The sequence below is a fragment of the Desulforadius tongensis genome, from assembly GCF_016907915.1.
Classification (GTDB): domain Bacteria; phylum Bacillota; class Desulfotomaculia; order Desulfotomaculales; family Desulfohalotomaculaceae; genus Desulforadius; species Desulforadius tongensis.
Genome location: NZ_JAFBCW010000038.1, coordinates 1 through 20,372, shown reverse-complemented (window position 1 = coordinate 20,372; position 20,372 = coordinate 1). Strand labels below are relative to the sequence as shown.

General features: G+C 49.2%; 22 protein-coding genes and 1 pseudogene. 20 read left to right on the top strand and 3 right to left on the bottom strand.

The genetic code is table 11. From position 1 onward, the window contains the following. Positions 1-125: 125 nt before the first annotated feature. A complete protein-coding gene (locus tag JOC37_RS12260) occupies positions 126-311 on the bottom strand; it encodes a DUF1540 domain-containing protein (RefSeq protein WP_204619358.1) in 186 nt (61 codons plus the stop codon). Between the two features lie 221 nt (positions 312-532). Here JOC37_RS12260 and JOC37_RS12255 point away from each other — a divergent pair, with 221 nt between their 5' ends. The 5 genes from JOC37_RS12255 to JOC37_RS12235 all read left to right on the top strand — a co-directional run bounded on the left by JOC37_RS12255 (position 533) and on the right by JOC37_RS12235 (position 6,214). Beyond that, positions 533-2,116, top strand: coding sequence for an ABC transporter substrate-binding protein (locus tag JOC37_RS12255; protein ID WP_204619356.1), 1,584 nt, complete (start codon positions 533-535; stop codon positions 2,114-2,116). 160 nt (positions 2,117-2,276) lie between these two features. Beyond that, a complete protein-coding gene (locus tag JOC37_RS12250; RefSeq protein WP_204619354.1) occupies positions 2,277-3,281 on the top strand; it encodes an ABC transporter permease in 1,005 nt (334 codons plus the stop codon). A 123-nt stretch (positions 3,282-3,404) separates the two neighbouring features. After that, positions 3,405-4,253: a nickel transporter permease gene (nikC, locus tag JOC37_RS12245; RefSeq protein WP_238480914.1), complete on the top strand. Its 849-nt coding sequence runs from the start codon at positions 3,405-3,407 to the stop codon at positions 4,251-4,253. 15 nt (positions 4,254-4,268) lie between these two features. Continuing rightward, positions 4,269-5,249, top strand: a complete 981-nt coding sequence (locus tag JOC37_RS12240; RefSeq protein WP_204619350.1) for an ABC transporter ATP-binding protein — start codon at positions 4,269-4,271, stop codon at positions 5,247-5,249. Beyond that, positions 5,249-6,214, top strand: coding sequence for a dipeptide ABC transporter ATP-binding protein (locus JOC37_RS12235; RefSeq protein WP_204619348.1), 966 nt, complete (start codon positions 5,249-5,251; stop codon positions 6,212-6,214). The genes JOC37_RS12240 and JOC37_RS12235 overlap by 1 nt, the downstream gene beginning before the upstream one ends. Before the next feature lie 34 nt (positions 6,215-6,248). On the opposite strand, the gene JOC37_RS12230 is transcribed toward JOC37_RS12235, so the two are convergent. Together JOC37_RS12230 and JOC37_RS12225 are read right to left on the bottom strand one after the other, a co-directional pair. Next, positions 6,249-6,548 (bottom strand): hypothetical protein, encoded by a 300-nt coding sequence (locus JOC37_RS12230; protein ID WP_204619347.1) that lies wholly within the window; start codon positions 6,546-6,548, stop codon positions 6,249-6,251. Between the two features lie 104 nt (positions 6,549-6,652). Next, a complete protein-coding gene (locus JOC37_RS12225) occupies positions 6,653-7,468 on the bottom strand; it encodes a 2-phosphosulfolactate phosphatase (RefSeq protein ID WP_238480909.1) in 816 nt (271 codons plus the stop codon). Positions 7,469-7,615: 147 nt separating this feature from the next. Between JOC37_RS12225 and JOC37_RS12220 the strand changes: the two genes are divergently transcribed. From JOC37_RS12220 to JOC37_RS12145, 15 genes and pseudogenes are all read left to right on the top strand, one after another. Further along, positions 7,616-8,392 carry a flagellar motor protein gene (locus tag JOC37_RS12220; protein WP_204619346.1) on the top strand — a complete coding sequence of 259 codons (777 nt, stop codon included), beginning with the start codon at positions 7,616-7,618 and terminating at the stop codon, positions 8,390-8,392. A 2-nt stretch (positions 8,393-8,394) separates the two neighbouring features. Beyond that, positions 8,395-9,204, top strand: a complete 810-nt coding sequence (locus tag JOC37_RS12215) for an OmpA/MotB family protein (protein ID WP_204619345.1) — start codon at positions 8,395-8,397, stop codon at positions 9,202-9,204. A gap of 5 nt (positions 9,205-9,209) precedes the next feature. Continuing rightward, complete coding sequence (locus JOC37_RS12210) at positions 9,210-9,686, top strand: chemotaxis protein CheW (RefSeq protein WP_204619344.1); 477 nt, start codon at positions 9,210-9,212, stop codon at positions 9,684-9,686. 17 nt (positions 9,687-9,703) lie between these two features. Beyond that, positions 9,704-12,121, top strand: a complete 2,418-nt coding sequence (locus JOC37_RS12205; protein ID WP_204619343.1) for a chemotaxis protein CheW — start codon at positions 9,704-9,706, stop codon at positions 12,119-12,121. A gap of 6 nt (positions 12,122-12,127) precedes the next feature. Next, positions 12,128-13,222: a chemotaxis-specific protein-glutamate methyltransferase CheB gene (locus JOC37_RS12200; RefSeq protein ID WP_204619342.1), complete on the top strand. Its 1,095-nt coding sequence runs from the start codon at positions 12,128-12,130 to the stop codon at positions 13,220-13,222. Between the two features lie 70 nt (positions 13,223-13,292). Beyond that, a complete protein-coding gene (gene flgM, locus JOC37_RS12195) occupies positions 13,293-13,586 on the top strand; it encodes a flagellar biosynthesis anti-sigma factor FlgM (protein ID WP_204619340.1) in 294 nt (97 codons plus the stop codon). Positions 13,587-13,597: 11 nt separating this feature from the next. Then, positions 13,598-14,089 carry a flagellar protein FlgN gene (locus JOC37_RS12190; RefSeq protein WP_204619338.1) on the top strand — a complete coding sequence of 164 codons (492 nt, stop codon included), beginning with the start codon at positions 13,598-13,600 and terminating at the stop codon, positions 14,087-14,089. Between the two features lie 54 nt (positions 14,090-14,143). Continuing rightward, positions 14,144-15,565, top strand: coding sequence for a flagellar hook-associated protein FlgK (gene flgK / locus JOC37_RS12185; RefSeq protein WP_204619336.1), 1,422 nt, complete (start codon positions 14,144-14,146; stop codon positions 15,563-15,565). Positions 15,566-15,582: 17 nt separating this feature from the next. Beyond that, entirely contained in the window at positions 15,583-16,518 is a 936-nt protein-coding gene (gene flgL, locus JOC37_RS12180) for a flagellar hook-associated protein FlgL (protein ID WP_204619334.1), read from the top strand. 25 nt (positions 16,519-16,543) lie between these two features. Further along, entirely contained in the window at positions 16,544-16,906 is a 363-nt protein-coding gene (locus JOC37_RS13380) for a flagellar protein FlaG (protein ID WP_204619332.1), read from the top strand. Between the two features lie 172 nt (positions 16,907-17,078). Beyond that, positions 17,079-17,413 (top strand): annotated as a pseudogene (gene fliW, locus JOC37_RS12165) (flagellar assembly protein FliW). A 3-nt stretch (positions 17,414-17,416) separates the two neighbouring features. After that, positions 17,417-17,665: a carbon storage regulator CsrA gene (csrA, locus tag JOC37_RS12160; protein WP_204619328.1), complete on the top strand. Its 249-nt coding sequence runs from the start codon at positions 17,417-17,419 to the stop codon at positions 17,663-17,665. 126 nt (positions 17,666-17,791) lie between these two features. Further along, positions 17,792-19,453, top strand: a complete 1,662-nt coding sequence (locus JOC37_RS13520) for a flagellin N-terminal helical domain-containing protein (RefSeq protein ID WP_204619326.1) — start codon at positions 17,792-17,794, stop codon at positions 19,451-19,453. 127 nt (positions 19,454-19,580) lie between these two features. Beyond that, positions 19,581-19,952: a DUF8042 domain-containing protein gene (locus JOC37_RS12150; protein WP_204619324.1), complete on the top strand. Its 372-nt coding sequence runs from the start codon at positions 19,581-19,583 to the stop codon at positions 19,950-19,952. A gap of 20 nt (positions 19,953-19,972) precedes the next feature. Continuing rightward, entirely contained in the window at positions 19,973-20,176 is a 204-nt protein-coding gene (locus JOC37_RS12145; RefSeq protein ID WP_204619322.1) for a YjfB family protein, read from the top strand. The last annotated feature ends 196 nt before the right edge of the window (positions 20,177-20,372 follow it).

Below are 20,372 nucleotides of genomic sequence, written 5' to 3'. Positions count from 1 at the left end.
GACGCCCTTGCTTACAGGTTGTCTTCCCGCTGGTTAGGCGACAGGGTTTCTTTCAACCCATCGGCTCGGCAGACATGCCAGGCAAACAATAAAAGCCGGCGCTTATCAAAGCGCCGGCTTTTAAGTTATGCCCTGGGCTTAAAAGTTTCACACTTAGTTTCATCAGATTTTGAAGACTGGCTGGCATTATTCCGATTCACTTGAACCATCGGGGCGTCGCACATAACGTTAGAGTTGTACTGGCATTCGGTGACATTACATTTAATGTTTTGCGGCACCAATATCACCTCCTTCACAGGGTAGTTTTTCATGGGAACTGAAAAATTATGCAGTATATTTCCTAAATGTAAATTTATTCATAAAGGAATTTCGTAAATTGTGCAGAAAATATAAAGTTAATTGCGATTGCGCAGCGCACTTTTGTCTTTCGCTGGTGGACAAACAGGGAAAATTAGGTATTAAGCGCGTTAAACGGGGAGGGGAGAACCGGCAGATAAAGATATTTATATTATTATTTGGGGAGGACAAGATTATGCATAAAAAAACGCTGTTTTTGGTGCTGGCAGTGGCCATGCTGGCGCTGCTGCTGGCCGGGTGCGGCGGCGGGGGAGAAAATGCCCAGTCTGCCGACACCGGTGGTAAAGAAAAAGTATTTGTATTTGCCCAGGGTTCTGACCCCCGCGGTTTAGACCCGGCATTTGTTGATGATGGCGAGTCGGCCAAAGTTATGGTTAACATTTATGACAACCTGGTTCGTTATAAGCCGGACAGCACGGAAATTGAACCGGCCCTGGCTGAAAGCTGGGAGTCCAATGAAGATAAAACCCAGTGGACATTCCACCTGCGCAAAGGTGTTAAGTTCCATGACGGCACACCCTTCAACGCTGAAGCTGTAAAATTCAGTATTGAGCGTCAGCTGCCGCCTAACCGCACCGACGCCATGCCTTATGCTTCCTTTGTATTTGAGCCGGTTAAGGCAGTGGAAGTGGTGGACGAGTACACCGTGAAAATTATTTTAAAAGAGCCCTATGCACCATTTTTGGCCAACATGGCCATGTGCATGGCGGCACCCATTGTTAGCCCCACAGCAGTAAAGAAGTACGGTGATGATTATATTTCCCATCCCGTTGGCACCGGCCCGTTCAAATTTGTTAAATGGGAGCGCGGCCAGTCCATAGAACTGGTGGCCAACAAAGACTACTGGGACGGGCCGCCCAAACTGGACAAACTGATCTTTAAGTTTGTAAAAGAAAACTCAGTGCGGGCCAGTGAATTGATGACCGGCTCCATCGACGCCATGGACGGTGTTGACCCCAACGATGTTAAAACGCTGGAAGAAAACGGCGTTATTGTGACCAAGAATCCCGGGATGAACATTAACTACCTGGCTTTCTTCTGCAATAAAGAGCCCTTTAACAATCCCAAACTGCGTCAGGCCGTAAGCCATGCCATCAACCGGGATGCCATTGTTGAGCATCTGTACCAGGGTTTAGCTACCAAAGCCAACGGTCCGCTGCCCTCCTTTATACCCGGTTACGATAAAGAGCTGAAGCCCTATGAATATAACCCGGAAAAAGCAAAGCAGCTGCTGGCGGAAGCCGGTTATCCCAACGGCTTAAAGGTTACCCTGTTAACCTATACCAATCCCCGTCCTTACAACCCGGTGGGCCAAAAACTGGCTGAAGCCATTCAGAATGACCTGAAAAAGGTTGGTATAGATGTGGAAATTAGAGCTTACCCCTGGAAGGAGTACAAACAGGTTGTATCTCCCGTAATTGTAAAAGAGGGGGATATGATGATTTACGGTTGGATTGGTGACAACGGTGACCCGGATAACTTCCTTACCCTGTTGGACAGTAAGGAAATTGCCGGCAGTTTGAACAGTGCCAAGTACGCCAACGAAAAGGTAGATAAGCTGCTGGTTGAAGGTCGTAAGGAATTTGACATGGCAAAACGGGCTGAAATTTACAGTGAACTGCAGCAGATTCTGGTTAAAGATGCCCCGTGGGTATTTATTTCCCATGCCACTGCAATGACAGCCCAAAACAGCAGTGTTGAAAACTTCAACCTGCACCCAACCGGTGTTATTTACTTCCATAAGGTAGATAAAAAATAATGTTTTTCCCGTTTAGCGCGCTGACAAATATGGCCCAATTGAATTTGGGCCATATTTGTGCCCTTCTCGGCAGGTTAGCCTTTTTAGGGCGGCAGCCGGGTACCTGTGCAATCAGCCGGCGGCAATAATTTGGCATTACAAAGTAGGAGGTACTAAATTTATGCTCCGTTATATGTTAAAACGGATATTGATGCTGGTCCCGGTTTTACTGGGAGTTAGCCTTTTTGTGTTTTTGGTGCTGCACCTGTTCACCACCGACCCGGCCATGATGATGCTGGGACAGCACGGTACCAACGAACAGGCCGAAGCACTGCGGGAAAGTTTAGGTTTAAACGATCCCATATATGTGCAGTTTGGACGCTTCGTTTGGGATCTTTTGCACGGTGATTTTGGGCGTTCTCTAATGACCCGCGCCCCGGTACTGGAAGAAATCCTGGCCCGCTTCCCGGCTACCGTTGAACTGGCATTGGCCGCCATTTTCATTGCCACGGTGGTTGGGGTGACTGTGGGTGTAATTTCAGCGGTAAAACAGTACTCTATTTTTGACTACCTGAGCATGATAGGAGCACTGCTGGGGGTATCCATGCCCATCTTTTGGCTGGGGTTGATGATGATAATTATTTTCTCGCTGACGCTGCACTGGTTACCGGTGAACGGCCGGATAGATATCGGCATGGAGCCGGTTCACATCACCGGGTTATATGTACTGGACAGCATACTAACCCAGGACTGGGAGTCATTAAAGAGCGCCTTAAAGCACCTGGTTATGCCGGCCACTGCGCTGGCATCCTATTCCATGGCCATTATCGCCCGGATGACCCGTTCCACAATGCTGGAAATAATCAGGCAGGACTATATCCGCACAGCCCGGGCCAAAGGTTTAAAAGAAACGGTGGTTACTTATAAGCATGCCCTGAGAAATGCCCTGATACCGGTGATAACGGTAATTGGCCTGCAGATGGGTGTGCTGATGGGCGGTGCTGTACTCACCGAAACGGTATTCAGCTGGCCGGGCATAGGCGGCAGGTTGGTGGATGCCATCATGGCTTCGGATTATCCCATGGTGCAGGGTACGGTGATCTTCACCGCCACCGTTTTTGTGGTGGTTAACCTGGTGGTTGACCTGCTGTACGCCTGGCTGGACCCGCGCATTAAGTATTCTTAGTCTGTAAAAAAGCAAGCGCTGCAGCGGTATTAACTAAAAAATAAAACTTTTTACTTTAAGATAGGAGTTGTCAAGATGTCTGAGTTGGCTAAAGCTACAGCTGCAGGGGCGGTGCCGGAAAGCATGGAAACATACTCCCCGGTGCGGGAGTTTTGGCGCCGCCTGAAGAAGAACAAACTGGCCATGACCAGTTTAATATTTCTGGCAGCCCTTACTTTAATAGCCGTGTTTGCACCGTACATTGCTCCCTACGACCCAACTAACGGAGTAATGGCAGACAGCCTGCAAAAACCAAGCGCCCAGCACCTGCTGGGAACCGATGAACTGGGGCGGGATATTTTAAGCCGCATTATTTTCGGTGCCCGCATTTCACTGCGGGTGGGGCTGCTGGCAGTGGCCATAGCCCTGTCCATCGGCACCGTACTGGGTTCCATTGCCGGTTATTTTGGCGGCAGAATTGATAACTTAATCATGCGCTTTATGGATGTCATGCTGTCCTTTCCCTCACTGCTGCTGGCCATCGCTTTTATGAGCGTGCTGGGCCGGGGGGTGGAAAACGCGGTTATTGCCATCAGTATTGTAACCATGCCGGAATACGCCCGTATTGTGCGGGGTTCGGTGCTGTCGGTTAAAGAAAACGAGTATGTGCAGGCCGCCCGGGCCATTGGCAACAGGGACGGGGCCATCATTTTAAAGCATATTTTACCCAACGTAATAGCGCCCATTATTGTGCGCGGCACCCTGGGCATTTCCACCGCCATTTTAGAAACCGCTGCCCTGGGATTTTTGGGGCTGGGAGTGCAGCCGCCGGATGCCGAGTGGGGTACCATGCTGGGGGCCGGGCGCAGCTACATGTTTAACGCTCCCCACCTGGTAATGTTCCCCGGTATAGCTATTACTCTGACGGTTATGGCCTTTAACCTGCTGGGAGACGGGCTGAGAGATGCCCTTGACCCAAGGTTGAGACAATAGGAGGTGGAAACAGACATGAGCGATGTATTGCTAAAGGTAGAAAATCTAAAAACACACTTTTTCCTGGACGATGGAGTGGTACCGGCAGTGGACGGCGTAAGTTTCCACCTGAACAGGGGTGAAACTTTGGCGGTGGTTGGTGAGTCCGGCAGTGGAAAAAGCATCACTTCTCTTTCCATCATGCGTCTTATTCCCAACCCGCCGGGCCGCATAGTGGGCGGAAATATTCAATTTGCCGGCAAAAATCTGCTCAAGCTGTCCGAGAAAGAAATGCGCGAAATACGAGGCAACCGTATATCAATGATCTTTCAAGAACCGATGACCTCCCTAAACCCCGTGTACCGGGTGGGTGATCAAATATCAGAGGCATTAATTAATCACCAGGGCCTCAAGAAAAAAGAGGCCATGGAAAAAGCCATTGAAATGCTGCGCCTTACCGGTATTCCCTCACCGGAAAAACGGGCCTATGATTTTCCCCATCAAATGAGCGGCGGTATGCGCCAGCGGGTGATGATTGCCATGGCGCTGGCCTGCAGGCCGGAATTGTTAATTGCCGATGAGCCTACCACCGCGCTGGATGTGACCATTCAAGCTCAAATATTGGAACTGATGCAGGAACTGAAGGAACAGTTAAACACTGCCATTATCATGATTACCCACGACCTGGCGGTGGTGGCGGAAATGGCCGACCGGGCGGTGGTAATGTACTGCGGCAAAGTAGTGGAGGAAGCCCCGGTGGAAGAATTGTTTGAGAAACCGCTGCACCCGTACACCAAGGGACTGCTGGCTTCTATTCCCCGGGTGGAGGAAGAAATGGAAAAATTATACCAAATTGAAGGCACCGTTCCCAACTTGATGCACCTGCCCCGGGGCTGTGCCTTTGCTCCCCGCTGTCCCGAAGCCGGAAGCAGGTGCCTGGGTGCCAGGCCCCAATTGACCCCGGTATCACCTACCAGAAAGGTGAGCTGCTGGCTGGTGGAAGGGGGCGTGGATTAGTGCAGCCTTTGTTAGAAGTAAAGAATTTAACCAAGTACTTTCCCGTAAAGAAAGGTTTGTTCGGCAGGGCCGGTTCCGTGGTCAAGGCAGTGGACGGGGTGAATTTTAAAATCTACCCCGGCGAAACAATGGGGCTGGTGGGTGAAAGCGGCTGCGGCAAATCCACCACCGGCCGGGTGATTTTAAGACTGCTGGAACCAACAGCCGGTGAGATTTACTTTAAGGGTAAAAACATATTAAATCTGCCCAACGAAGAGATGCGCAGGCTGCGTCAAAAAATGCAGATTATTTTCCAGGATCCTTACGCATCATTAAACCCCAGGATGACGGTGGGACAAATTGTGGGAGAGCCGCTGAAAGTGTTTGGTTTGGCCAGCGGTGCAGAACTGGAAAAGAGAGTGCAAAAACTGCTGGAATATGTGGGACTGGCCGGTTATCACGCCCGCCGTTATCCCCACGAGTTCAGCGGCGGACAGCGGCAGCGGGTGGGTATTGCCCGGGCGCTGGCCCTAAATCCCGAGCTGATAATCTGTGACGAGCCGGTTTCAGCCCTGGATGTGTCCATTCAATCCCAGGTTTTAAACCTGCTGAAAGATTTGCAGAGGGAATTTAACTTTGCCTACCTGTTTATTGCCCACGGGCTGAACGTGGTGAAGCATATGTCCGACCGGGTGGGAGTGATGTACCTGGGGCAGATGGTGGAGCTGGCCGATGCCAAAGAGCTGTACAGCACCCCGCTGCACCCCTATACCCAGGCGCTGCTGTCGGCGGTGCCGGTGCCGGATCCGAAAGTGAAGAAAAAGCGCATAATATTAAAGGGTGACGTGCCCAGCCCGGTGAACCCGCCCAGCGGCTGCCGGTTCCACACCCGCTGTTTTAAATGCCTGGACATCTGCAGCCGGCAGCAGCCGGAATTTAAAGAAGTAAAACCAAATCACTGGGTAGCCTGTCACGCGGTTCAATAACAATGTAAAAAATTTAAGGGCGCTTTACGCGCCCTTAATCCAACTTAACCAAAAGTGTGCCGTTTTCTTCATCGTATTCCACCGGGTAAGTACCTTTAACATTAATGTTAAAATGTTTTAAAAAGTTCTTGGCATTAATCTTTCGCCGGGTTATTTTAAAACCTTCACCTTTATTAACTGCTTTTATGGCAATGGAGTTTGTTTCCTTATCATAACCCAGAATGGCATACTCACTGTTTAACTTATCAACAGCCAGTTCTCCCAGGGTAATATGATTTTTACTGATCATGGCATTAAAGGTATTGCGAGGACTATACCACTCTATAGTTCCCATAAAAACACTCCTTATTAATTTTTATCAAATTATATCTATAATTTGGATTAAAGTCAAATTCTATACATTAATAATGCATACTTGAATTTAAGTAACATAATAAGTTATATTGTGATAATACCATCCCTATATATAGGAACTATGCTGCTGGTGTTTAATTTAGAACAATAAATTAAATCACGGTACATATTAAGTTGGGCTAATTTTTGCCCGTGCAAAGAGTCATAAAGTGCATCCAGGGTTTTATTATTGTAATAAAGAGCTAACCTGTAACATGCCACTGCCATGTCGTCCATTATAACGCCATTATAAACATCATCTGCCTGCCGGTGTAATTCTGCCGCTGCCGTGCCGCTGTATTGATCGATATTCTTTAATGCTAAAAACTCTTTTATTATCCATCCCGCGGCCAGGGTATCCTCTAAGGAAAAGTTACCCCCGGTTCCGGCGCAGAGCAGTAAAATTTGGCCGTTAAAGTTTAATAATTTTTCTGCCACCGCCCTGGCGTTTAACAAACAGCCGATTAATACGGTGCCTGCTTTTTGTGCTGCCAGTTTAATGGCCCCGGTGCCGTTGGTGGTGGTTAAAACAACCACCTTTCCCCTCACCGTGCCCGCGCTGTACTCCAGGGGAGAGTTTCCCAGGTGAAAACCGGGTACCTTTACTGCAGACCGCTCCCCGCCCAGTAAAAGGTTGGGGTTGGATCCGGCCAGCTGCCGGGCTTCGTCCACCCCTGAAACCGGTATTACCCCCCGGCACCCGTTTTCCAGGGCGGTGGTAATGGTGGTGGTGGCCCGGAGAATATCCAGCACCACAGCGGCAGTATAACTGGTTTTCAGTTTTTTTAATCCCGTTTTTTCTGGAAGAACTGTTAATTTCATACTAATATTATATAATAATTTTAATGGATTATTAAACATTTCTTCCATTATTTTCATAATCATTAAAAAGTGTTTTATGTCTTAACCTGTTAAATTGTACAGGTATAAGCAGGAATTATACCTACCGGAGTCGTATTGGTAATATAAGTGGAAAATTGAAAAAATTTGGGGAGCTGGTTTGTTCTTATGAACTGGATAAGTCCGTTTGGTATAATTCTGGCTGTTTTATCGCTGATAGTTGGTTTTGTTATGGAAGGTGGGCATCTCGCTTCTTTACTGGCTCCTTCAGCAGCGCTGATTGTTTTTGGCGGCACCTTTGGAGCCACCGTTGTTGCCTACAGTTTGGATGAAATTAAAAATATTCCCCAGCTGTTGATGATGATAGCAACCAAAAAGATACCCCCTTACGATGAAGCCATTGAGCAGGTGGTACGGCTGGCTGACATGGCTAGAAAAGAGGGTTTATTGTATATAGATAACCAGTTGGACACCATCGAAGACCCCTTTCTGCGCAAGGCAATGCAGCTGGTGGTGGACGGTACCGACCCGGAAATGGTGCGCAGCATTTTGGAAACCGAAATGTATACCGCCCACGAGCGGCACGAAGTGGGGGCCAGCATTTTTGAAGCGGCGGGGGGATACAGCCCCACCTTTGGCATTATCGGTACCGTTATGGGATTGGTGCATGTGCTGGGAAGCATAGAAGACCCGGATTCTCTGGGGCCGGCCATTGCCATGGCCTTTGCCGCTACGCTTTATGGTGTTGCCGCTGCCAACGTTCTTTATTTTCCTGTGGCTGCCAGGCTTAAAAATTTAAATAAAAAGGAACTGCTTTTAAAAGAGCTGCAGATTGAAGGCGTTTTGTCTCTGCAGGCGGGATACAACCCCATTCTTATTCGTGAACGGTTAAATGCTTTTTTGAGAAATTCAAGTAAGTCCGAAAGAACCGAAGAGGAAGAGTAAATATGAGTAAACGGGACCGGCTGCTTAAGGGAAAAGAAAAAGAAAATCACGAGCGGTGGCTGATTACCTATGCCGATATGATAACCCTGCTGATGATATTTTTTATAGTTATGTATACCATGAGTAAAATTGATGCCAGCCGCTTTCAAGCCATTGCGGAATCACTGCACAAAGCCATGGGCGGCAGGGGAGCCATTATGTATGATGGTGCCCCGGGCCTGACCCCCGCCACTTATGAAAAAACCGATCCCGGTGACGTGCAGACCCTGGAAATGCAGGAAACGCAGAGTTTGCTAAAAATTAAAGAGCAGATAGAAGATTACCTGGAAAAAAATGGTCTGCAGGATAAAGTGACCGTTGAACTGGAAGACCGGGGTGTAGTGGTAAGTTTTATGGATGTGGTGCTGTTTCCGCTGGGTTCGGCGGAACTGAACGCTGATTCCGTGGAGATAATACAAAAGGTTGGCGGTATTTTATCCCAGGTGAGCAATTACATCCGGGTTGAAGGCCATACCGACAACCTGCCCATCAATACAGTAAGGTTTCCCTCCAACTGGGAATTATCAACCGCCCGGGCCACCAGGGTGGTGAAGGAACTGATAAATACCCACCGCCTGCCGCCGGAGCGGCTTTCAGCCACCGGGTACGGTGAATACCGGCCCCGGAGACCCAATGATACGGCGGAGAACCGCCGTCATAACCGGCGGGTGGATATAGTGGTGTTAAGAAACAGGTTTGATGAGGTTGAACCGGGTAAAAAACTGTCAGTGCAGCAGGTAATTAAATCACAAACTACTACCCTTGAGGAGTGATAGCTATGTCCAGTCAGAATGAAGAGCAAGTGGTGGTTTTTCAGCTGAATGATCAAACATATGGTATAGATATAGTGTCAGTAAGGGAAATCATCCGGATGGAGGAGATAACAAAAATACCGGGTGCGCCGGATTTTATGGAGGGAATTATCAAGCTGCGGGGCGGTGTAATACCGGTAATAGATTTATGCCGGCGCTTTGGACTTATTAGCGGCGAAAGAACATCTCAAAGCCGCATTATTATCGTACAGGTTAATAATACCACCTTTGGTATGATTGTGGATGCGGTACAGGAGGTACTGCGTATTCCGTCATCAAGCATAGAACCCCCGCCGCCAATGGCAGGCGGGGTGAATGTGTCTTATTTAAAAGGTGTTGCCCTGCTTGAAGAGCGGTTGATAATTTTGCTGGATCACAATAAGATTTTATATGACAGCGAGCAGGAAGAACTGCAGCAGCTGGAAAAGGAATTAAACAAATAAACTAGGAGGGTGCGCCTGTGTTTTCAGACATTGAAATTGGCGTTTTTTTAGATGAACTGGAAGAAAAACTGCAGGTAATTAACGATAATTTACTGATTTTAGAAAATGAACCGGATAACCAGGATGTATTAAACGAAATTTTTCGTGCTGCTCACACCATTAAAGGTTCTTCAGGGGTAATGGGCTATGAAAAGATGGCCTCCCTCACCCATAACATTGAGAACCTGTTTGATATGATTCGTCAGGGCAAGCTCACTGTGACCACCGAAATGATAAATGTTCTCTTTGAAGCGCTGGATACCTTAAACCTGCTGAAAAAAGAGGTAACCGGTGAAAGTGTAGATGTAGACATTTCGGACATACTGAACAAAATATCCGGTTGTATGGGCGGGGAGTTATGCTCTGCTGACAGCTCTGCAAAGGCGCAAAATGAAGCTGCGGCGGCGGTCGAGAGCCCGGCTGCCGGCAGCGAGCGGCGGCAGGTTTTGGATGACAATGTGCTGGCAGTGGTCCGTGAAGCCCAAGCTGGGGGTTTAAAGGCCTACCAAATTGCCGTGACACTGGCTGAAGATACCCAGATGAAGAGTGTAAGGGCCTTTTTGGTCTTTGAGATACTGCAGCAGATGGGTGAAGTAATAAGCAGTAATCCTCCCGCCGACGAACTGCAGCAGGGCAGTTTTGACCTCGGTTTTGAAGTGGTGCTGTTAACCAAAGAAAGTACCGAAAAAGTTCAAAGCGCTTTAATGAATGTTGCTGAGGTAGATAAGGTAGAAATCCGCCCGGTAACCCCGGCGGAGGAAGCGGAAAATGCTGCCGGACACCAGTGGCAGATTTTAGATGACAATGTGCTCAATGTTATTCGCGAGGCCGAAGTAAGGGGCTTTCAAGCCTATCAAGTGGCGGTAATATTGGATGAAGGCACCCAGATGAAGAGTGTGCGGGCCTTTTTGGTTTTTGAAACCCTGCAGCAGATGGGTGAAGTGATAAAGAGCACTCCGCCGGCGGAGGAACTGCAGGAGGGTAACTTTGACCGCGGCTTTGAGGTAGTGCTGTTAACCCAGGAGGACCAAGATAAAATACAAAATACCATCATGAGTATTGCTGAAGTAAACAGGGTGGAACTGCGCCCGGTATCCACCCTGCAGACACCCAACGGGCAGGCTAAAACAAAGGTGGGGGCTAAAACCGCTGCCCCAGCGGCTAAAAAGTCTGCCGGGGCGGGTAAAGAGCAGCCGGCGGTTAAAACAGCCAAAACGGTGCGGGTGGATGTGCAGAAGCTGGATAATTTGATGAACCTGGTGGGCGAGCTGGTGATTGACCGTACCCGTCTAAACAGGTTTGCCGAGATTTTTGAAGACAAGTACGGGTCCGATGAACTGGTGGAATCCATTAACGAAATAGCCAACCACCTGGGACAGGTAACCGGGGATCTGCAGGAGCAGATTATGAAAGCCCGGATGCTGCCCATAGCGCAGATATTTAATCGTTTCCCCCGCATGGTGCGGGATACCGCCCAAAAACTGGGCAAGGAAATCGATTTTATTGTTGAAGGTAAAGAAACGGAACTGGACCGCAACGTAATTGAGGTAATAGGTGACCCGCTGATTCATTTGATTAGAAATTCCATTGACCACGGCATAGAGCCCCCGGAGGAGCGGGAACGCCTGGGCAAACCCAGGGTGGGTAAGCTGCATTTGAAGGCTTCCTATCATGAAAGCCATATTGTGATCACCATTTCAGATGACGGCAGGGGTATAGACGCGGATAAATTAAGACAAAAAGCGGTGGAAAAGGGCTTATATGACCGTGAAAGTGCCTCCAGACTCACCGATCGCGAAGCGCTGGAGCTGATATTTAAGGCCGGTTTCTCCACCGCCAAAGAAGTAAGTGATTTATCCGGCCGGGGTGTGGGCATGGATGTGGTACGCACCGCCATTGAACAAATTAACGGTATGGTGGAACTGCATACCGAGGTTGGTGTGGGCACCACCTTTACCATTCGCCTGCCGCTGACGCTGGCTATTATTCGTTCGCTGATGGTAACCCTGGGGGAACAGGTTTACGCCTTCCCGCTGTCCAACGTGTCGGAAACCCTGCGCATTAATGCCGGTGAAATTCGCCGGGTGGGTAACAACGAGGTTATAGTGGTGCGGGAACGCATTCTGCCGCTGCTGCGGCTGTCAGAACGCTTTGGCATGGGCAGCAGTGAAGGAGAGAATTTGTTTGTGGTGGTAATTGCTTCCGCTGAAAAACGGGTGGCAGTGGTTGTGGATAAACTGCTGGGTGAACAGGAGATCGTTATTAAATCCCTGGGTGAATACCTGGGAGAAGTGCCGGGACTTTCCGGGGCTACAATTCTGGGTGACGGTCGCGTGGCGTTAATTATAGACTCCCGCAGCATTATAAAAGATGCCGGTATGTGCGAGGAGGCTTAAGATAACGTGGCAATTAAGGTACTGGTAGTTGATGACTCTTCATTAATTAGAAGATTAGTTACCCGCATGCTGGAAGAAAATAAGGACATCCAGGTCATCGGCCAGGCGGCTGATGGCCTGGAGGCTGTTGAGCAGGTTAAAAAACTTCGTCCCCAGGTTGTAACCATGGATGTGGAGATGCCCAAGCTGGACGGCATTGCCGCGCTGCGCCGGATAATGAAGGAAAACCCGGTGCCGGTAATTATGTTAAGTGCCCTTACCACCGAGGGGGCCAGGGCAACCATGCAGGCGCTGGCCGGCGGGGCGGTTGACTTTGTGCCCAAACCGATGAGGGCGGGTCAGCTGGGTCCGATGATTGCCGAGCTCAGTGCTAAAATAAGGGTTGCTGCCGGCGTGTCCCTGCACAAAGTGGCCAGGTCCGCCCCGTCCCCGGTACGGCCCAAACTGGGAAGCGCAGCTGCTGCTCCGGTCCCAAGGACCGTTCCATCCAAACCGGCGGTAATTACACCGGTGAGAAAAACCGGTAAAATAGAAATAGTGGTTATCGGCTGTTCCACCGGGGGGCCGGCGGCGCTGCAGAATATCATTCCCAAGCTGCCGGCCGGCTTTCCGGTGGGGGTAGTTGTAGTACAGCATATACCGGTGGGATTTTCCCAATCGCTGGCCGAACACCTGAACCGGCGCAGTGCCATAGAGGTGATTCACGGCAGCGGCGGGGATGAGGTGCGCCCCGGCAGGGTGATAGTGGCCCCGGCCGGTTGTGAGATGCATTTTGAAAGAAGGGGCAGCAGGGTAACCGTTAAGACGGTCAAGTGCGGCGAACCGGTACCACCGGCCACCTTCCGCCCGTCGGTGGACCAGGTGATGAAGGCGGCTGCAGATGTATATGGAGGCAGCATCTTAGGGGTGCTGCTCACCGGGATGGGTAAGGACGGTGCCCAGGGTATGCTGCAGATTAAAAAGTTAGGCGGGCGCACCATTGCCGAGGATGAAAGCAGCTGCGTGGTGTTTGGCATGCCCAAGGCGGCCATAGATTTGGGTGCGGCGGAAAAAGTTGTGCCGCTGCCCAAAATTGCAGAGCAAATTATGCAAATGGTGTAAAGTTACCGCCTGGAATGACGATAATATGCAGTAGGTACAGTTTCATATGGGAAGGAAGGTGGGTGAGATAATGAAAATCACCCCATTTAACGGCCCTAGTGCAGTAAAAGCATATAAATTCCAGGCCAAAAATAATGCCGGTGCTAAAAGTGAAAGCGAGAAATCCCCAGGTGTAAATGTGGAATTTTCCCAGCGGGCCAAGGAAATATCCCAGTTTAGTGCCCGGTTGAAAAAAATACCCGCTGTGAGAGAAGAAAAGGTGCAGGATTTAAAGCAGCGCATTAATAATCAAACCTATAAACCCTGTGCGGAAAAAATTGCCCAAGGGATTTTAAGAGAAAGGCGCCTGGACGAACTTGTATAGGGAGTGATTCCATGGAGCCTCTTTTTTTTAAACTGATAGAGGTATTAAAAGAGCAGAGAAAAGCAGTGGCGGAAATGATTAAAGCGTCGGAGGCTCAAAACCAAGCGCTGCGCCAAGCAGACATTGACGGGCTGAATGATGCTGTTAAGCGGTTAACGCTGTTAGCCCGGCAGATGGCCGGGCTGGATTCCCAGCGGGAAGAAATTCAGCTGAGACTGGAAAAAGATCTCCGGTTGAAGCAGGGGGCAGCGATAAGCGACCTGCTGGATAAAGCGCCGGTGGAAATGAAAATTGAGCTGAAGCAGATACAGCTGGAGCTGAAAAAAGGTTTTCAGCAGCTGCAGGAAATTAATGCCTTAAATGACGTACTGACCAAGAGAGCGCTGCAGGTAAACAGCGCCATGTTAAAAATATTTAACCCCAGGAGCGGTCAAACCTATCAAAACAGCGGAACGATAAAAAATGAAGGAAGACCGCAGGCGGTACTAAACAAGACGGTGTAGCGCAATTTTAATAAATGCCCAAAATTAAGTAAACCAGAAAGCGGTGAATAACAAATGCCCGGAACATTTTTTGGTATAGAAACTGCCCGGCGGGGCATGAATGTACACCAAAACGCGCTGGACATAACCGGTCACAACCTGGCCAATGCCAGCACCCCCGGTTACTCCCGCCAGGAAGCGGTGATAACGGCCGCAGATCCCTATGCAAATCCCACTTTGGACAGCTCTGTTACCCCCGGCCAGTTTGGTACCGGTGCAGAAGTAACCATGATTCGCCGGGTGCGGGACGAGTACCTGGACAACAGCGTGCGCAATGCTGCCACAGCCCACTACTACTGGGAGGATCAAATTTCCGTTCTGCAGCGGGCAGAGGCCTGTTTTGCCGAGCCGGCGTCGGCGGGTATCGGGCAGCGGATAGTTGATTTTTTTAAGAGCTGGATGGATTTAAACAATACCCCCCAGGACCCGGGCACCAAGGCATCGGTGGTGCAGGTGGGTGAAGAACTGGCATCGCTTATGTCTGCTGCCTATAAGCAGCTGGACGATGTGGAAAAAAGTGTGGCGGCAGTTAACTCCGCCGTGACACCGCCGCAGGTTACCGGTGGTAAATTGGCAGACCAGGTAAATCAGGTTAATGATCTGCTGGGGCAGATCAACAACTTAAACACCGCCATTGTTAAAATATATGCTGCGGGGCAGCAGCCCAATGACCTGCTGGATAAACGGGATCGGCTGCTGGAGGAACTGAGCGGATACGGCCCGGTGGAAGTAACCTTTGAAACGGCAAACGGGAAGCCCACCGGGGAAATAACGGAACTTAAATTTTTAGGTATGGACATAACAAGCCTGAACAATAAGTTGGAACTGGCAGTGGATAACAGCAGCGGCGGGGAAGAAATGGTTTTAGAATACGGCTCTGAAACTGTTAACCTGACGGACAGCTGCTATGACAGCAGCCGGGGCGGTTCCCTGCTGGGTTTGGAACGGGCCCGGCAGCAGTTAATGGGCTTTAAAGAAAAGCTGAATGACATCGCCACCTCCATGCGGGATAAGATAGCCGCTGTAAGCAGTCCCCCTTTCTTTGTTGGTGATTTACAGTCCGATGATTTCGGTGATTTCGGGGTGAACAGTGCCCTGGTTGACAGCCCGGAGCTCATTGACGGAACCAAGGCCAAAGACATTGCCAACCTGCGGGATGAAGATATTGACCCGGTGACAAAACCCTTTACCTTTGAAGAGTATTACAGCCGGCTGGTAACCGAAGTGGGGGGCAGTGTAAAAGCTGCCGGCGGTATAGCAGACAGCCAGCTGGCCATCAGCCAGCAGATTACCGCCCTGCGGGATTCCGTTTCCGGCGTGGCCATAGATGAAGAGCTGACCAGAATGATCCAGTTCCAGTACGGGTTCCAGGCATCTGCCAGGATGATTAATACTTTGGACGGAATGCTGGATGTAATTATCAACCGCCTGTTTTAGGTTGGGAGGGGTAAAATATGAGAATAACTAACCGCTACATGGCCAATGCCATTTTAAACAGCATACAGGGTAATTTAAGCAAACTGGCCCGCAGCCAGGAGCAGCTTGCCACCAGCAAGCGGCTGCTGCGCCCCAGTGACGATCCCAACGTTATGGGCCAGTTTATGAGCATCAAAGCCACCCTTTCTTATAACCAGCAGTACGGCCGGAACATAGACGACGGTTTAAGCTATCTGGAAATGAATGATACCGCCATGGGCACATTGGGTGATGTTTTATCCAAGGCGAAGGAATATGCCATTCAGGCGGCTAACGATACCTATGATGCCGAGGATAGAAAGGCGGTGGCGGAGCAGATAGACAAGATGATAGACCAGGTGGTGGATTTGGGCAACTCCACCGTGGGCGGCAAGTATATCTATGCCGGCACCAAAAGTGATAATCCCCCCTTTGAGCGCAGCGGCGATACAATTATCTACAAGGGCGACTTAAACGGTGTGTACCGGGAGGTGCTGGCCGGTACCGATTACCGTATTGACGCGCCGGGGGTAACCACCAGCGGTGAACCCGGGGTTTTCGGTACCGCCGCTGACAACGGCGACGGGACGTATACCGTGGGTGAAGGCATCTTCAAAACGCTGTTTGACCTGAGGAACAGGCTGAGAAACAACGATGCCCAAGGGCTGCAGGAAAGCATTGGCGATTTGGATCAAAAAATTAATCATTTACTGCGGCACCGTGTGGCTGTGGGTGCCCGCAGCCGGCATTTTGAATCTTTGAAAACCCAGCTGCTGGACCAGGAAGTTAAACTCACTCAAAGCCTGGAAAATATTGAAGGTGCCGATGTGGCCAAGCTTTCCATAGAATATAAACAGCAGCAGCTGGCTTACAACGCTTCCCTGGCGGTGGGTGCCAATATCATGAATACCAGCCTGCTGAACTTTTTGAAGTAGATAACCGGCAGGGAGGTGGCGCGCCGTGAAAATAGGTGCCGGGGGTCTGCAGTCCCTTTTAAACCATGACAATGTAATTGTAAAACAGGTTGAACCCGGTAGGGGCAGGGCGGTTCCCGATGAGCAGCAGCTGCAGAACCAAAACCTGGCTCAAAAACCCATTAACCAGGCAGATTTGTTTAAAGCGGTGGACCGGTTGAACAAGGCGGCCCAGATGTTCAACTATCCCTTTCAATTTAAAATAATTAAAGATAAGAATAATAAGCTGAAGGTGCGGGTATACAACAAAAAAACCGGTGAAACCCAGCTGCTGGAACCGGAACAGGCGGTTAAGTTTTCTAAAGAAAGGGAAACCACCACGGGAAAAAAATTTGATGATTACGCTTAACCTCCGCTGCGGCGGTTCAATTTCACAGTGCGGTGTTCTTTTTACAGGGGCTCGTGTGATTCAGCGGGCCCTAATTACATAAGGGGTGATAAATGTGGCGGGTGTACAGACCATCTTTACATTTAAATCCGGTTTGCCCGGTCTTCCGGGGGAATTTAAGCAGTTTCAATTTATGCCGCTGCAAAAAGACTCTCCGTTCTATTTACTGCAGTCTCTCCAGAATAAGCAAGTAAATTTTATTTTAATTAACCCCTTTGTTTTTTTCCCGGGTATGAATTTGATCTGCCCGAGGAGGATAAAAATAAACTGGAAATAGAGGATATAAGGGATGTGGCGGTGTTTTCCATTGTTAATGCCAGTAAAGGGCTGAAAAAAGCCACCGTCAATCTGCTGGCCCCGGTGGTTGTCAATACCGCCACCGGCTCTGCCAGGCAGGTGGTGCTCAGCGACAGGCGGTACACCGTGCGGCACCCGCTGCCGCAGGCTGCGGAAGGTAAGGAGGGGTAACCTGTGCTGGTGTTATCCAGGAAGAAAGGCCAGGCCATCAACATCGGTCACCATATAAAGATAGTGGTGGTGGATGTACAAAAGGATCATATACGCATCGGCATTGAAGCGCCAAGGGATGTGGATGTTTACCGGGGGGAGATTTATACCGCCATTCAAAAAGAAAACCTTAACGCCATAGCAAAGGGGGAAGTTTTTAAATTAATCCGGGACAAGCCGACGCCCGGTGAAAAAGATGGAAAAAATTTTTAAACCAGCTCTAAACTTCTAAGCGATACTGCCGAAATAATAATTAGAAGGCAGACCCGGGGCGGCCGACCGGGTTAAGCATTAACCGCAGGGAAGCGGTGGAAAAATAAATTCAAGGAGGAAGAAATCATGCGTATTAATCACAACATTGCTGCTCTAAACACCTATCGCCAGTTGAGCATCAACACCGTTAACGGGCAGAAGTCCCTGGAGAAGCTGTCATCCGGCCTGCGCATCAACCGTGCCGGTGATGACGCTGCAGGTTTGGCCATTTCCGAAAAAATGCGGGCTCAGATCCGGGGCCTGGAGCAGGCTTCCAGAAACGCCCAGGACGGTATTTCAATGATTCAAACCGCCGAGGGTGGATTAAACGAGGTACACTCTATTCTCCAGCGGATGCGTGAGCTGGCTGATCAATCAGCTAACGGAACCAATACAGATGATGACCGGGCTGCTATTCAAGATGAAATTAAACAGTTAAAAGAAGAAATTGACCGTATTGGTAACACCACTGAATTTAACACTAAGAAACTGTTAAATGGTAGTTTGCAGTCTGCCGGTGCAGTTACCGGTACTAACGCTACCACCGGGGCAGATGTGTTAAAGCAAACATATGCTACTTTAACTTCTGATGTTGCATCTTTTAAGGCCGGGGATTATTCAGATGTTGATTTGTCGGCAAACCCAACCGAAACCATCACCATTGATAAAACTGAAATTACAATTGATTGGGATCAAAAGCTGACGGCTGCTGAGAAAGCCCTTATTGATGCAGATTACAGTAGTACTGCTATGTCAGACAGCCAAAGGGCTGATATTAAGGCGGCGCTGGAAAGGGTTATCAATGAAACCATTGATGAGTACAATGCTGCAAACGGTGCAAGTTTAGATCACGTGTCCATTTATGAGGATTCTGCAGGGAAACTCACAATGAAGAGCGGAAAGGCCGGGGAAGGCTCACAGATTGAATGGACTTCTGTTGCTGGCTCTGTTTTGGCAGATTATTTTGATAATAGTGGAGCGGGTAGTGTTTCTCAAACCGGTGACAACCAAATTCAGAAGGCGCTTACCGTCAGCGAGAAGCTATCTTTTGAAATTAACGGTGTGAAGCTGCAAACTGGGGCATTAGCTGCTGCTGCCGCTGGTACTTCAGCCGATACCGTGGCCGCTGATATTCAAGCCAAGCTCCGTACTGCCATTGACAATTACAATACCGCTGCGGGCTTAAGTAACGGAATGGATGGATACATTGATTCGGCCAGCGTTTTTGTTGATGCAAAGGATGGACACTTTGTTGTTACCAGCGGAAGCGGGGCAATTACCTTCTATGAGCAGGAAGGGGAAAGCATTATTGAAGATTTAGGGCTTACCCAGGCTCAAACGGAAGCCGGCGGCAACGGCGGCATGACCTTCCAAATCGGTGCCAACAAGGGTCAATCAATAACATTTGGTATAAATGATATGCGTACTCAAGCCTTGGGCATTGCAGGTATTGATCTTTCCACTCAAGCTGGTGCCTCCGCAGCACTGGACAAATTAGATAATGCCATTAGATCGGTATCCAATGAACGGGCTAAGCTGGGTGCTGTTCAAAACCGTTTGGAACACACCATCAATAACCTGGGAACCGCTGCTGAAAACCTAACCGCAGCTGAATCCCGCATCCGTGACGTGGATATGGCTAAGGAAATGATGCAGTTTACCAAGAACAACATCCTTGCTCAGGCTGCCCAGGCCATGCTGGCTCAAGCCAACCAGCAGCCCCAGGGTGTACTGCAGCTGCTCAGATAATAAATACAATTTTTATAGAGGCTCTGGAAATTCCAGGGCCTCTTTTTATCAGTGCCAGGCACCTAACTTATTTATCAGTGCCAGGCACCTAACTTATTAACTTAAGTATTTGAAAAGAGGAGCTCATATGGACGGCAGATACCATGAGATAATGAAACGGACTATAGAACTGGCGGAAACCTGCCTGGAAGGGCTGGAGCATATTAAGTTAAAGCTGAAGGAAGGGAATATTGAAACCACCGTTACCCTGTTGAGGGATGTATTGAATAGTTATTTTGTAATGGAAAAGTCCATTCAGCCCATTCGATCCCATATTCTTCCCAATCAATTGGAAAAGTTAGAAAAAACATTACGGGATGATTTTGATTTAATTGTCTCTTTTTATGAACGGGGAGAGATAGTGAAAGCGGCAGAAGTTATGGAGCTGAAGCTGCTGCCCGACTATAAAAGATGGCATGGGGAACTGGACAGGTGTTTAATACCGTTTTTAATTTCCTAGCTAAAAAAGGGGGACTCTAAATGGATATAGCGGCATTGGCGGTGATTAAAAATCAAGTGCAGCTGAAGCAGGATGTAGGTATGGCGGTAATGAAAAAAGCTATGGGGGCGGCAGAACAGAAGGGCAGTTTGGTAAATCAAATGCTGGATAAAATGGCGGAGGGAAGAACTGAAAGCAGGAACAATTTACCTCATATAGGAAACAAACTGGATTTATATGTCTAGCATATATGTCTAGTGTCTAGTGCCAGGCACCTAACTTAAGGCACCTAACTTATTAACTTATGCTTATGCTAAAAAGCCGCTGGCTTTAAAAGCGGCTTTTTTTGTTTGCCTGGCATGTCTGCCGAGCCGATGGGTTGAAAGAAACCCTGTCGCCTAACCAGCGGGAAGACAACCTGTAAGCAAGGGCGTCACTGGT

Coding starts and splice junctions, on each gene's coding strand:
- JOC37_RS12220 (WP_204619346.1), top strand. CDS start 7,616: ATGAACTGGATAAGTCCGTTTGGTATAATTCTGGCTGTTTTATCGCTG.
- JOC37_RS12240 (WP_204619350.1), top strand. CDS start 4,269: ATGAGCGATGTATTGCTAAAGGTAGAAAATCTAAAAACACACTTTTTC.
- JOC37_RS12190 (WP_204619338.1), top strand. CDS start 13,598: ATGGAGCCTCTTTTTTTTAAACTGATAGAGGTATTAAAAGAGCAGAGA.
- nikC (WP_238480914.1), top strand. CDS start 3,405: ATGGAAACATACTCCCCGGTGCGGGAGTTTTGGCGCCGCCTGAAGAAG.
- flgM (WP_204619340.1), top strand. CDS start 13,293: ATGAAAATCACCCCATTTAACGGCCCTAGTGCAGTAAAAGCATATAAA.
- JOC37_RS12255 (WP_204619356.1), top strand. CDS start 533: ATGCATAAAAAAACGCTGTTTTTGGTGCTGGCAGTGGCCATGCTGGCG.
- JOC37_RS12210 (WP_204619344.1), top strand. CDS start 9,210: ATGTCCAGTCAGAATGAAGAGCAAGTGGTGGTTTTTCAGCTGAATGAT.
- JOC37_RS12230 (WP_204619347.1), bottom strand. CDS start 6,548: ATGGGAACTATAGAGTGGTATAGTCCTCGCAATACCTTTAATGCCATG.
- JOC37_RS12215 (WP_204619345.1), top strand. CDS start 8,395: ATGAGTAAACGGGACCGGCTGCTTAAGGGAAAAGAAAAAGAAAATCAC.
- JOC37_RS12250 (WP_204619354.1), top strand. CDS start 2,277: ATGCTCCGTTATATGTTAAAACGGATATTGATGCTGGTCCCGGTTTTA.
- JOC37_RS12225 (WP_238480909.1), bottom strand. CDS start 7,468: ATGTTTAATAATCCATTAAAATTATTATATAATATTAGTATGAAATTA.
- JOC37_RS12145 (WP_204619322.1), top strand. CDS start 19,973: ATGGATATAGCGGCATTGGCGGTGATTAAAAATCAAGTGCAGCTGAAG.
- flgK (WP_204619336.1), top strand. CDS start 14,144: ATGCCCGGAACATTTTTTGGTATAGAAACTGCCCGGCGGGGCATGAAT.
- JOC37_RS13520 (WP_204619326.1), top strand. CDS start 17,792: ATGCGTATTAATCACAACATTGCTGCTCTAAACACCTATCGCCAGTTG.
- JOC37_RS12260 (WP_204619358.1), bottom strand. CDS start 311: ATGAAAAACTACCCTGTGAAGGAGGTGATATTGGTGCCGCAAAACATT.
- flgL (WP_204619334.1), top strand. CDS start 15,583: ATGAGAATAACTAACCGCTACATGGCCAATGCCATTTTAAACAGCATA.
- JOC37_RS12150 (WP_204619324.1), top strand. CDS start 19,581: ATGGACGGCAGATACCATGAGATAATGAAACGGACTATAGAACTGGCG.